The organism is Nitrosomonas sp. PY1, assembly GCF_022836435.1.
Taxonomy (GTDB): Bacteria; Pseudomonadota; Gammaproteobacteria; order Burkholderiales; family Nitrosomonadaceae; genus Nitrosomonas.
The window spans coordinates 952,793-966,165 of record NZ_BQXC01000001.1 but is presented as its reverse complement, the minus strand read 5'-3'; the positions used below and the strand labels follow the sequence as shown (position 1 = coordinate 966,165).

Annotated in this window: 12 protein-coding genes; 2 read left to right on the top strand and 10 right to left on the bottom strand. The window is 41.8% G+C overall.

The features are described 5' to 3' along the window. Positions 1-79: 79 nt before the first annotated feature. Together W03_RS04435 and W03_RS04430 are read right to left on the bottom strand one after the other, a co-directional pair. A complete protein-coding gene (locus tag W03_RS04435; RefSeq protein ID WP_244071783.1) occupies positions 80-1,072 on the bottom strand; it encodes a cytochrome-c peroxidase in 993 nt (330 codons plus the stop codon). A gap of 246 nt (positions 1,073-1,318) precedes the next feature. Then, positions 1,319-1,846, bottom strand: a complete 528-nt coding sequence (locus tag W03_RS04430; RefSeq protein WP_244071781.1) for an RNA pyrophosphohydrolase — start codon at positions 1,844-1,846, stop codon at positions 1,319-1,321. Between the two features lie 218 nt (positions 1,847-2,064). Between W03_RS04430 and W03_RS04425 the strand changes: the two genes are divergently transcribed. After that, entirely contained in the window at positions 2,065-3,774 is a 1,710-nt protein-coding gene (locus W03_RS04425) for a proline--tRNA ligase (protein ID WP_244071779.1), read from the top strand. After that, on the top strand, positions 3,762-4,379 hold the full coding sequence (locus W03_RS04420; protein ID WP_244071777.1) for a lytic transglycosylase domain-containing protein: 618 nt from the start codon (positions 3,762-3,764) through the stop codon (positions 4,377-4,379). The genes W03_RS04425 and W03_RS04420 overlap by 13 nt, the downstream gene beginning before the upstream one ends. A gap of 12 nt (positions 4,380-4,391) precedes the next feature. Here the strand turns inward: W03_RS04420 and W03_RS04415 are convergent, their stop codons facing one another. The 8 genes from W03_RS04415 to tldD all read right to left on the bottom strand — a co-directional run bounded on the left by W03_RS04415 (position 4,392) and on the right by tldD (position 13,191). After that, positions 4,392-4,856: a TlpA disulfide reductase family protein gene (locus tag W03_RS04415; RefSeq protein ID WP_244071775.1), complete on the bottom strand. Its 465-nt coding sequence runs from the start codon at positions 4,854-4,856 to the stop codon at positions 4,392-4,394. Positions 4,857-4,884: 28 nt separating this feature from the next. Beyond that, positions 4,885-6,417, bottom strand: a complete 1,533-nt coding sequence (locus W03_RS04410) for a 2-isopropylmalate synthase (protein WP_244073692.1) — start codon at positions 6,415-6,417, stop codon at positions 4,885-4,887. 247 nt (positions 6,418-6,664) lie between these two features. Continuing rightward, positions 6,665-7,459, bottom strand: a complete 795-nt coding sequence (gene pssA, locus W03_RS04405; protein ID WP_244071773.1) for a CDP-diacylglycerol--serine O-phosphatidyltransferase — start codon at positions 7,457-7,459, stop codon at positions 6,665-6,667. Between the two features lie 125 nt (positions 7,460-7,584). Then, positions 7,585-8,229, bottom strand: a complete 645-nt coding sequence (locus W03_RS04400; protein ID WP_244071771.1) for a phosphatidylserine decarboxylase — start codon at positions 8,227-8,229, stop codon at positions 7,585-7,587. Positions 8,230-8,283: 54 nt separating this feature from the next. Beyond that, positions 8,284-9,300: a ketol-acid reductoisomerase gene (ilvC, locus tag W03_RS04395; protein WP_244071769.1), complete on the bottom strand. Its 1,017-nt coding sequence runs from the start codon at positions 9,298-9,300 to the stop codon at positions 8,284-8,286. Positions 9,301-9,432: 132 nt separating this feature from the next. Beyond that, a complete protein-coding gene (ilvN, locus tag W03_RS04390) occupies positions 9,433-9,924 on the bottom strand; it encodes an acetolactate synthase small subunit (RefSeq protein WP_244071767.1) in 492 nt (163 codons plus the stop codon). Positions 9,925-9,930: 6 nt separating this feature from the next. After that, entirely contained in the window at positions 9,931-11,634 is a 1,704-nt protein-coding gene (locus tag W03_RS04385) for an acetolactate synthase 3 catalytic subunit (RefSeq protein WP_244071765.1), read from the bottom strand. Positions 11,635-11,703: 69 nt separating this feature from the next. Next, positions 11,704-13,191: a metalloprotease TldD gene (tldD, locus tag W03_RS04380; RefSeq protein ID WP_244071762.1), complete on the bottom strand. Its 1,488-nt coding sequence runs from the start codon at positions 13,189-13,191 to the stop codon at positions 11,704-11,706. Positions 13,192-13,373 lie beyond the last annotated feature (182 nt).

The window sequence follows — 13,373 nt, the reverse complement described above, 5'->3', positions numbered from 1 at the left end:
ATTCATTTTCTTTAAAATGAATGCTCCATACCAACTTCACATATTAATAATAACTATCTTTATACTAACCACAACCAGATTAAAATGGTACTGGCTTGGGCGTATTGTTATTTGACGGCGGCAGGATCGGTAATTTGATATTAGGCTGATCACCCGTCAGTGTTTTTAAAAATGCAACGATACTACTCACATCTTTTTCATTTAAGTCTTTATTGAGCTGTATTTTTCCCATAGTTCTAACCGCGTCCTCTAACGAAGTCACAGCACCATCATGAAAGTAGGGATAGGTTAATTCGATATTGCGCAAAGTAGGCACTTTAAATACATTCAAATCTTCGTCTTTTCCTGTGACGGCTTTCCTGCCTTCGATCTTACTAGTAGTTTTATAAGGTGTATGTACTCCAAATTTTTGATACATACCCCCACCTACTGCCGCACCAAAATGGCAACTTACACAGCCGACATTCTTGAATAATTCGTATCCTTCCAATTCCTGTTGATTGATCGCAGCTTTATCGCCCTGTAGCCATTTATCAAAACGCGAATTGGGTGTTACTAAAGTCTCCTCAAAAGCAGCAATCGCTTCTGTGACTTTATCGATATTAATTTCTTTAGAACCAAATGCTTTCTCAAAATAACCGTGATATTGCGGAATGGATTGAATGACTTCAACAGCCACTTTATGGGTAGATCCCATTTCCCCAGGGTTCGCAATAGGCCCACCCGCTTGTTCTTTAAGATCTTTAGCACGTCCATCCCAGAATTGCGCCAGATTCATACTTGAATTTAGCACAGTTGGAGCATTAATAGGTCCTTGAAACCATTTATGACCTATGGAGCTTGGAATATTATCCGTTCCCCCCATACTTAAGTTATGACAAGAGTTACAGGAAATAAAACCGGATTTAGATAATCTCGGATCAAAAAATAGCATTTTACCTAGCTCTACCATATCTGGATTTTTTACAACCGCCGGTTTAATAGGCTGAATAGGCTCATTGGCTAAAGCATTCATCGAAATAGCAAAGGCGCTAATCGATAACAGTGATGCAACCAGTGTACGTACCTTCATCAATTTTCTCCCTTAGAAACAAAACAAAAAACACTGTACATTAAAATACGACTGTAATGGCGCAGCCGGTTACGCCTGAGTTTAGTAAACAATATCACATTAGGAAGATTTATTATCAGCAATCTGTGATCACAGACTAAGCCACTCGGTTAAATTCTTTTAAACTTCAATATAGTAATACTTATATATCCATCTAATAATTTTTTTCTTCACCCGAACAATCTTCACTTCGGTTTATTTTTCTGATCAAATCTCATCATTTGTTATTATTTTATTGCTATAATTTTTCTCCTGACAACAATCCAGCTTTAGAAGCCGTGCTAACTCTGTTAGTGCTTGCATATATACTTTCCGTTTAAATTCAACGACCGAATCCAATTCCACCCAATATTGGTTCCATCGCCAAGCATCAAACTCCGGATGTGTACTGCGACGCAGAGATACATCGCTATCACGCCCTGTTAAACGCAGCAAGTACCAAATTTGCTTCTGTCCCTTATAATTACCACGCCACTCACGTCTTATCCACCGCTCTGGCACCTCATAACGTAACCAGTCTTTCGTACGACCAACGATCTGTACATGATTGGAATGTAAACCGATCTCCTCGGTTAATTCCCGATACATGGCTTGCTCAGGACTTTCGCCTGACTTAATACCACCTTGCGGAAATTGCCAAGAATTTTGTTTGATGCGTTTACCCCAAAATACTTCGTTTCTAGAATTCAGCAAGATAATACCAACATTCGGGCGATATCCATTACGGTCTATCATGTGAATTACCCATTTTAATCCATCAAGTATGTAGATTTTTTCATATTTTCCATCAGATTGAAAGTATCACAAAATAAAAAATGACTCCGAAGGTAGATCATTCTTTGATTTTGCTTGCAGCTTAACGAAATGCAAAACCCCACTTGGATTAGATGCGTACTAACACTATTTATTTCAGGGTAGAATGGCGATCTTTTTTAGTTTCAATGGAATGAACCATGCGCGTTTCGCAATTTTTTATTTCTACCCTTAAAGAAGCACCGACAGAAGCAGAGCTCCCCAGCCATAAACTCATGCTACGCGCCGGATTGATCAAACGCCTTGGAAGCGGGCTTTATACCTGGATGCCATTAGGCCTCAGAATACTGCGCAAGGTCGAAAATATCGTACGTGAAGAAATGAATGCCAGTAACGCCATCGAAGTTCTTATGCCAGCGGTACAACCCAGTGAGTTATGGCAAGAAACCGGGCGTTGGGATGTATTCGGTCCACAAATGTTAAAAATCAAAGACCGACACGAACATGATTTTTGCTTTGGCCCAACCCATGAAGAAATCATCACAGACATTGTACGCAAGGAAATTAAAAGTTACCGTCAATTACCCGTCAATTTTTATCAAATACAAACCAAGTTTCGCGATGAAATCCGCCCGCGCTTCGGTGTCATGCGTGCACGCGAATTTATCATGAAAGATGGCTATTCCTTTCATGTTGATGAATCAAGCTTACTAAAAACTTATCGGCTCATGCATGAAACGTATAGCCGCATTTTCACTCGACTGGGCTTAAAATTCCGCGCGGTTGCGGCAGATACTGGCGCAATCGGCGGTAGCCATTCGCATGAATTCCACGTACTTGCCGATTCGGGAGAAGATGCAATCGCATTTTGCCCAACTTCGGATTATGCCGCCAATATAGAATTGGCTACCGCTCTACCTGCACCAAATATACGCGCTGCACCACAAGGTGAAATGCAGAAAATACCAACACCCAATAAGAAAACCTGCGCTGAAGTAGCAAGCTTTTTAGGCATTCCACTAGAGAAAACGCTGAAAACTTTAGCCATCAAAGCAAACGATCAATTTTTCTTACTGCTATTACGTGGCGATCATCAGCTCAATGAATTAAAGGTCAAGAAAATACCCTTCTTATCTGAGTTTGAAATGGCAAGCGAACAGGATATTCTACAGCAAACAGGTACAGTTCCAGGCTATATCGGGCCCGTTGGAATAGACTGTTCCATTATCGCCGATCAAGCAGTAATCAATATGAGTAACTTTGCATGCGGTGCCAATGTGGAGGGATTTCACTTAACGGAAGTCAATTTTGATCGCGATTTAAAAATACCCGAGCATATTTTTGATATCCGCAATGTAGTCAATGGCGATACCTCTCCAGATGGTAAAGGTCAATTGGAAATTTGCCGCGGAATAGAGGTAGGCCATATTTTTCAATTAAGGACTAAATATTCGCAACTCATGAAGGCAAGCTTTTTAGATGAATCCGGGCAATCACATTGGATGGAAATGGGATGCTACGGTATTGGTATTTCACGTATTGTTGCCGCCGCTATTGAACAAAATCATGACGATCATGGTATTATTTTTCCCATTGCGATGGCACCATTTCAACTCGCGATTGTGCCTATTGGTTTGGAAAAAAGTGAGCTGGTCAAGCAAACTGCTGAAAAACTGTATCGAGTATTTATGAATGAAGGCATTGAAGTGCTACTGGATGATCGTAATGAGCGACCCGGTGTGATGTTTGCGGATATGGAACTGATTGGTATCCCTCATCGAATTGTTATCGGTGAACGTGGATTAAAACAGTCAATAATCGAATATCAAGGACGCACAGATCAAACTGCACAATCAATTGCTATTGATGACATTTTATTCTTTATCAAACAAAAGTTATGTATCTACTAATCTATGCAGTTCTACTGATAGCATTTTCAAGCCCCCTGGTCGCAAACCAACAGCGCTACGAGTACGAATCCGCCAGCACACAAACAATTTCTTTTCATGAGATCAGCGATCAGGCTGTTTCGTATATCGAGTATGTGGCTATAGCAGATAATACCGCTTGGCTTACTACAATGAGTCAGCGTATGGAAAAATTCATACCTAACTCAATTGAACGTGATGAATTTCTACGTACAGTTTATTATGAATCAAAACGTGCGGGACTTGATCCGCAAATTGTCTTAAGCGTGATTCAAGTTGAAAGTCGCTTCAACAAATACGCCATTTCAAGCGCAGGTGCCCGAGGTTACATGCAAGTAATGCCATTTTGGGTTGATGTCATCGGTCAGGAAGAACATAATCTTTTTCATCTACGCGTGAATCTACGCTATGGATGCACCATTTTGCGGCATTATCTCGACATAGAAAAAGGCGATTATTTTCGTGCACTAGGCCGATATAATGGCAGCCTCGGTATAGCTACCTATCCTCAATTAGTATTTGATAAATGGTCGACCCAGTGGCGATACTCTTCGCCTTCCTCTCATCATCAATTGGCTAGTCAATAAAAAAGGATTTTTTTACTTCTGTGGTGATTTGGATGCAATAAATTGTTCAATGCTATCACGAGAAACAATTCCTAATTGACGCGCAGCCGGTTCTCCATTTGGATCATAAAAGTAAGTACTGGGTAATAAAGAAATTTCATCAATCTGCGCCGCAAGCTGCGGATTGCCTAATACTATAGGGTAATTAATAGCCATTGACTGGACAAAATCCAGTACCACTTTAGGATCGTCCATATCCATCGCAACGCCAATGATCATGATATCTTGTCGATTGTTATATAATGCGATCAAATCAGGAATTTCTTTTAAGCACGGTGGGCACCAAGTTGCCCAAAAATTCACAATCACCCAACGTCCCTTATAGTCGGAAAGTTGATGGGTCTTTCCTGTCGTGTCCTGAAACTGAAATGCAAATATTTGCGTACAAAATAGTAAAAGAACTCCCATTAATAGAACAATTACGGTATGTTTTAACACATCAAAATTCCCAAGATTCAATCGTGCCTTATACTTGTGGATGCGCACGCTCCAATTTATGACATAGCTTATTGAGTGCATTCAGGTAAGCCTTTGCAGAAGCCACAACAATATCAGTATCGGCCCCCTGTCCATTCACAATACGATCAGATTTATATAACCGCACGGTTACCTCTCCTTGTGCATCTGTTCCGCTGGTGATGTTATTCACAGAATACAATTGCAGTTGGGATTCACTATTCAACAACGATTCAATGGCGCGAAAAGTCGCGTCCACAGGGCCGCTTCCTCGTGCCTCGGCGTGTATTTCGTTACCATTTTCAGAAATTACGATACGTGCGTAAGGAACTTCACCCGTCTCACTATGAACTATCAATGATACAAGCCGGAAGCATTCGTGCGACACAATCACTTCATCAGAAGCAAGTGCCTGCAAATCTTCATCAAATATTTCATGTTTTTTATCAGCCAATTCCTTAAAACGTGCAAACATGCTATTGAGCATTTCCTCAGACTCAAACTCAATCCCTAGCTCAGTTAATCGTGTACGAAATGCATTGCGCCCAGAATGTTTACCGAGTAACAATTTGTTTTCTCCCCAGCCAACATCCTCTGCTCGCATAATTTCATACGTTTCTCGATGCTTCAAAACACCATCTTGGTGAATGCCAGATTCGTGTGCAAATGCATTTGCTCCCACAATCGCTTTATTGGGTTGCACCGGAAATCCAGTAATGCTCGATACCAATTTACTGGCCGAAACAATGTGTGTCGCATCTATGCGAGTATCGCACGGAAAATAATCTTGGCGTGTACGAACCGCCATCACTATTTCTTCTAAGGAAGCGTTGCCCGCTCTTTCGCCCAATCCATTAATCGTACACTCAATTTGGCGTGCGCCATTCATCACAGCGGTAAGTGAGTTTGCAACGGCCAATCCCAGATCATTGTGGCAATGTACTGAAAAAATAGCCTTATCAGAATTTGGAATTCGTTCTCGCAACTGATTAATCAGCTTACCAAATTGGTCGGGCATGGTGTAACCCACCGTATCCGGAATATTTAATGTAGTCGCACCAGCATCAATGACTAATTCAAGAATTCGACATAAGAAATCGACTTCCGAACGCCCCGCATCCTCTGGAGAAAATTCAACATTGTCAGTATACCGACGCGCCCATTTCACTGCTTTTACTGCCTGCTCAATTACCTGCTCAGGTGCCATTCTAAGCTTATTCTGCATATGAATCGGTGAAGTGGCAATAAATGTATGAATCCGAGAAGATTTTGCACACTTTAGAGCCTCGCCAGCACGCTGAATATCCACCTCAATGGCACGTGCCAGCGCACATACTGTGCTTTCTTTGACTGAATCAGCGACGGCTTTGACTGCCTCAAAGTCTCCATTGGAAGCCGCAGGAAAACCAGCTTCAATGACATCAACCCTCATGCGCTCCAATTGCCAAGCAATACGCACTTTCTCTTCTTTAGTCATGGAAGCGCCAGGACTTTGTTCACCATCTCGCAAGGTCGTATCAAAAATAATCAAATGCTCTTGCATCATACTCTCCATTTAGAGAAGAAAAATTACATTATTAAGTACTGTTTTTGGTATAAAACTCGTTACAAGAATTTTATAATTTGCTAAAAAGGAATGAATAAGAAAATTTAGCGCGCGAAGCGCAGCAGGGAATTCAACGCGGCTATAAAAAGCCACGCTAAGACAGCGGTACAGCAGTGAGGTTGATTATTTGTTTGCATATAGCCGCGAATCATAAATCGTTTTTTTCTATAAGGCAATAGACTAACTACGAAACTGGAGGTTCACCGATATTTTTTTTACTTCTATTTTTCCCCAGAAAACGCCAAAGCTTAACAACATAACCTGATAAGGCGTAACACAAAAACAGGCAAAACAATACCAAGGGAGGATGGCTAGGAATCAATACAAAGAAAAACAACATCAACAAAAGAATCGTGAAGAAGGGGACTCTGCGACGCAAATTAATCTCTTTCCCGCTATAGAAAGGAATATTACTCACCATAGTCAAAGCGGCAAATAATGTAATACCAGCTGCCGCAATAAATTGAGTATTCGTTCCATCAATCTGTATTCCAAAATCAATGGTTACCCATACCAATCCGGCAATTAGCCCAGCAGCGGCCGGGCTTGGCAAACCCTGAAAGAAGCGCTTGTCGACAATATTAATATTCGTATTAAATCGCGCTAACCTCAATGCTGCGCATGCGCAATAAATAAAAGCAATAATCCAACCCCATTGCCCTGTATCTTTCAGTGCCCACTCGTAAATGATCAACGCAGGTGCCATGCCAAAAGAAACCATATCTGACATACTGTCATACTCTGCACCGAATTCGCTTTGTGTACCAGTTAATCGAGCTACTCGGCCATCCAAACCATCCAACACCATCGCAATAAAAATGGCAGTAGCGGAATACTGAAAATTACCATTCATAGCTTGCACAACGGCATAGAACCCGGCAAACAGTGCAGCGGTTGTGAATAGATTAGGTAGCAAATAAATGCCACGACGTCTCAAGCGATTTTTAAGAACGATACGCTCCGGTGGAGAATCAGGCATGACTATAATTTCCAAAAGAAATCTTTAACTGATACTAGGCTAATTCCTAACTAGAAAATCAACAATGGACAATCACAAAACCGAAATAATACTTTTTCTGCTTATTACGGTTATAAATCTATCAATTATCGGAATTCAGCTAAAACAGTTTGAGTTGCTGAAACTTTATCGCCAATATTGACATTAATTTTGATATTTAAAGGCAGATAAACATCGACACGCGAACCAAAGCGAATAAAACCAAAACGCTGGCCGCGTTGCAAATGATCTTTGATGGCAATATGACAAACAATCCGTTTGGCGATCAAACCAGCCACTTGTACACAGGTCACATCAGCACCATTATCAGCCTTAATCCATAGCGCATTACGTTCATTTTCTAAAGATGCTTTGGGCAAATCGGCGTTAATAAATTTCCCTGGAAAATACCATTTATCTTGTACTTTACCGTCTACCGGGCTACGGTTTGAATGCACATTGAATACATTCATGAATACGCTAATTTTGACTGCATCACGTTTCAAATAAGGATCTTGGACTTTTTCAATTGCCACAATCCTACCGTCTGCAGGCGCCAGAATGGCATTTTGGTTGTCAGGCACTTCTCGGGGTGGATCACGAAAAAACTGCAATACAAAAAATGCAATTATCCAAAAGGGTATGGCCCAAAGCCAATCGACAAATACCGTTACCCCAATGGCCGCTAAAAATGCTATCGCAATAAACGGCCATCCTTCTCGGGCAATGATTGGATGAGGATAATATGTCATAAATAAAATAGTTTTAAATGAAATACAATAAAAAATCCGATTGATATGTATAAATCAATTCTTAGCCTGATCTACCAGCTTATTTTTCTTGATCCAAGGCATCATATCACGCAATTTTGCACCTACTTGCTCAATTGGATGCTCGGAAGCCAAACGTCGACTAGACTTTAATATAGGCGCTCCAGCCTGATTTTCAAGAATAAATTCACGTGCATACTCGCCTGTTTGTATTTGTCGCAAAATTTTACGCATTTCCGCACGTGTTTCGTCAGTAATGATCCGCGGCCCTCTAGATACATCGCCATATTCCGCATTGTTTGAAACCGAGTAACGCATATTTGCGATACCGCCCTCATAAATCAAATCCACAATCAATTTGACTTCATGCAAACATTCAAAATAAGCCATCTCCGGCGAATACCCAGCCTCTACCAATGTTTCAAAACCCGCTTGGATTAACGCCGTCAGTCCACCACACAACACTACCTGCTCGCCAAAAAGGTCTGTTTCCGTTTCTTCTTTGAAAGTCGTTTCAATTACACCACCACGCGTACCACCATTGGCGGCAGCATACGATAACGCCAAATCTCGCGCTTTGCCGGATTTATTTTGATGAACTGCAATCAGAGAAGGCACTCCACCTCCTTGCAGGTATGTCGAACGAACCAAATGACCAGGGCCTTTAGGCGCGATCATGATCACATCCAGATCTTCCCGTGGCGTTACTTGACCATAGTGAATATTAAAACCATGAGCAAATGCCAAGGTGGCATTTTTTTTCAGTGCCGGTTCAATTTCTTTCTTATAAACAGTAGCAATTTGTTCGTCCGGTAATAAAACCATCACGACATCAGCATTTTTAACTGCATCAGCAACTTCCTTGACTTTTAATCCAGCCTTTTCCGCTTTGCTCCAAGATGCACCATCTTTACGCAAACCTACGGTCACTTTCACACCTGATTCGGTTAAATTGTTCGCATGCGCATGTCCTTGCGAACCATAACCTAATATAGCAACTTTTTTTCCTTTAATGAGCGAAAGATCCGCATCTTTATCGTAAAAAACTTTCATTATTTTCCTTTTAAACAAAACAAAACAGAACGAACATAAAAATAGAAACAAACATATCATTAGTCCAAGATATCTTTTCGCACTCTCAAGACCCGAAACCTAATCATTCATCAATATTTTCGATAACAATGATTATATCCTTAAAACCCATTCACCGCGCCCTACACCGCAAGCACCGGTACGTACTGTTTCCAGTACGGCACTACGATCAATGGATTCAAGAAAAGCGTCCAGTTTGGAACTGGTGCCGGTCAATTCGATGGTATAAGATTTATTGGTTACATCAATAATAGATCCCCTGAAAATTTCAGTCAGTCGCATCATCTCATCGCGCTCAACGCCAATCGCACGTACTTTAATCAGCATTAGCTCCCGCTCGATGTGATTGCCCTCATTAAGATCAATGATCTTTACCACTTCAATCAATTTATTCAACTGCTTGGTTACCTGTTCAATTACTTCATCGGAACCAACTGTAACAAGCGTCATGCGCGACAGTGTCGGGTCTTCTGTAGGAGCTACCGTCAAAGACTCAATATTGTAGCCACGCGCAGAAAACAAGCCGGCAACACGAGATAAAGCACCTGATTCATTCTCCATCAACAAAGAAATTATATGTCGCATTTATTTTTATACCAAAATCATTTCAGATAGACCTTTACCACCTGGCACCATAGGGAAAACGTTCTCAGTCTGATCAGTAATAAAATCCAAGAACACTAATTGATCTTTAAGCTTGAACGCTTCTTTCAAAGCACCCTCAACATCTTCAGGACGCTCAATTTTCATACCGATATGCCCGTAACTTTCTGACAATTTAACAAAATCTGGCAATGCATTCATATAAGATTCCGCATAGCGGTTACCATGAAAGAATTCCTGCCATTGCCGCACCATCCCCATATAACGATTATTCAAATTGATAATCTTAAGCGGTAATCGATATTGCTTGCAGGTAGATAGTTCTTGAATGCACATCTGAATACTAGCTTCACCCGTAATACAAGCAACCTTACCCTTTGGGTTTGCAAGCTGCACACCCATAGCTGCAGGCATACCGAAACCCATGGTTCCCAATCCGCCAGAATTAATCCAACGTCGCGGCTTGTCAAATTTATAAAACTGCGCTGCCCACATCTGGTGCTGCCCAACGTCGGAAGTAATAAATGCATCGCCTTTGGTAATTTGATAAAGTTTTTCGATCACCATCTGCGGTTTGATAATTTCGCTAGTACGATCAAATTTCAAGCAATTCCGTTCTCGCCATAAATCAATCTGTTGCCACCATTCCTTCAATGATGGCAGTTCGGGTCTCTTTTTCTCGGCTTTGAGTAATTTTATTAATTCTTTCAGTACATCCAACACATCTCCGACAATTGGCACATCTACCTTAACACGCTTAGAAATTGAAGAAGGGTCAATGTCAATATGAATAATTTTTCTATTTTCATTAGAGAAATGTTTGGGATTACCGATCACACGATCATCAAACCGCGCACCAACTGCAACCAGCACATCACAATACTGCATCGCCATATTGGCTTCATAGGTACCGTGCATTCCCAACATCCCCAAAGACTGCTTGTCCGTTGCAGGAAAACCGCCCAACCCCATTAAAGTGTTGGTGCAAGGAAAGCTCAGCATTCTCGCAAGCTCAGTCAACTGCTCGGCAGCATCGCTCAGAATCACACCGCCTCCCGCATAGATCATTGGCCGCTTAGCATCCTGAATCAGTTCGACCGCTTTCTTGATTTGGCGGGAATTTCCCTTGGTAACAGGATTATACGAACGCATTGTAACTTTGTCCGGGTAAACAAACTGGGTTCGTTGTTGTGTGACATCTTTGGGAATATCGACTAATACGGGACCTGGGCGACCGGTCGATGCGATATAAAACGCCTTTTTAATTGTTGTAGCCAACTCGGAAACATCTTTCACCAAGAAATTATGCTTCACGCAAGGGCGCGTGATGCCAACGGTATCCACTTCCTGAAATGCGTCTAAGCCAATCGCACCGGTAGGTACCTGACCGCTGATAATCACCAGGGGAATTGAATCCATATAGGCTGTAGCAATTCCTGTGACTGCATTAGTCACGCCCGGACCAGAAGTTACCAAAGCGACGCCAACTTTATCGCTAGATCGCGCATAACCATCTGCGGCATGAATCGCCGCTTGCTCATGCCGCACCAAGATATGACGAACCTTATCCTGCTTAAACAATTCATCATAAATAAATAGTACCGCCCCACCGGGATAACCAAAAATACACTGCACCCCTTCCTCTTGTAAGCAGCGTATCGTAATTTCAGCGCCGGTTAATTCCGCATTCATGCTTTCTGTATCCCAATCAAATCAGTTAAAAATTATCCATTTAATCACAACAATGCCGATCATCCAAGATCAATTTCCCGTTCCACCAACCGTCAATCCATCAATGCGAAGCGTTGGCTGCCCCACACCAACCGGAACGCTTTGTCCTTCCTTGCCGCACGTACCCACACCAGGATCCAGTAACATATCGTTACCAATCATGGAAACACGGGTTAGTACATCTGGGCCATTACCAATTAAAGTTGCACCTTTGACTGGATAAGTGATTTTGCCATTTTCAATCATATAAGCTTCTGCCGCTGAAAACACGAATTTGCCACTGGTTATATCCACTTGTCCGCCACCAAAGTTAGCTGCATACAAACCATGCTTCACAGATGCAATAATTTCGGCTGGGATCTTATCGCCATTCAGCATATAGGTATTGGTCATACGGGGCATTGGAATATGTGCAAATGATTCACGACGGCCGTTACCAGTCACCGCAACTCCCATCAGCCGCGCATTCAAATTATCTTGCAAATAACCCTTCAATATTCCATCTTCGATTAATACCGTACATTGTGTCGGATTACCCTCATCATCTATATTCAAAGAACCGCGTCGTTGCGGAATCGTACCATCATCGACCACAGTCACACCTGCCGCAGCTACACGCTCTCCTACTCTGCCAGAAAAAGCGGAGCTACCTTTACGGTTAAAATCTCCTTCTAAACCATGCCCAATTGCCTCATGTAAAAGGATGCCCGGCCATCCATTTCCCAACACCACAGTCATAGCACCAGCAGGAGCAGGCCGCGCATTCAAGTTAACGATTGCTTGGTGTGCTGCTTTTTGTGCATAATCCTGCAATATTTCATCAGTAAAATAAGCATAACCGAAGCGCCCACCCCCACCTGCAACACCCTGTTCACGGCGACCGTTTTCTTCCGCGATCACTTGTAAAGACAAACGTACCAATGGCCTGACATCCGCCGCCAACAAACCATCGCTACGAGCTATCATAACAACTTCATACTCCCCCGCTAGCGAAACAACAACTTGTGTAATACGTGGATCGATTTTACGTGTATAGCGCTCCAGCTTTTCTAATAAAGCCACCTTATCAGCATCTTTTAGATGGCCAATCGGATCTTCAGGCAAGTATAGTTGTCTATGAAAATCAATATCATGCCGTTTCTTAGCCTGCACAGATTGACTGCTTCCTTGTTGAGTTATCGCGCGAGTTGCTTGAGCGGCAGCCGCCAACGCAGACATGCTAATATCGTCGGAATAGGCAAAGCCTGTTTTATCACCACTCACCGCCCGAACACCGACACCTTGGTCAATATTAAAGCTACCGGATTTTACAATACCTTCTTCCAATACCCAACCTTCTGAGCGATTGTATTGAAAGAATAAATCAGCATAATCGACTTGATAAGTCAAAATTTGGTCTAATACTCGTTGTAATCCAGGCGTATCAATACCATAGGGTGATAGCAGGCAATTATCAGCAATGGCAAAAGAATCCTTATGATCAATATCCTGTTTGTTTTTGGTACTCTCAAATGTCATTACCATATCATTTATATCCAACAAAATTTGAAATTGATGATTCTAGAAGTCTCAATTGAACCGAGGTAAAGCATATGATTTTAGAACGATCATTTCATGAATTGAAATCACAATACTACCTAAACAGTATACTTTACCTTAATACAAAGATATTAGATGAAATATGCGCTAGGAATTGATTG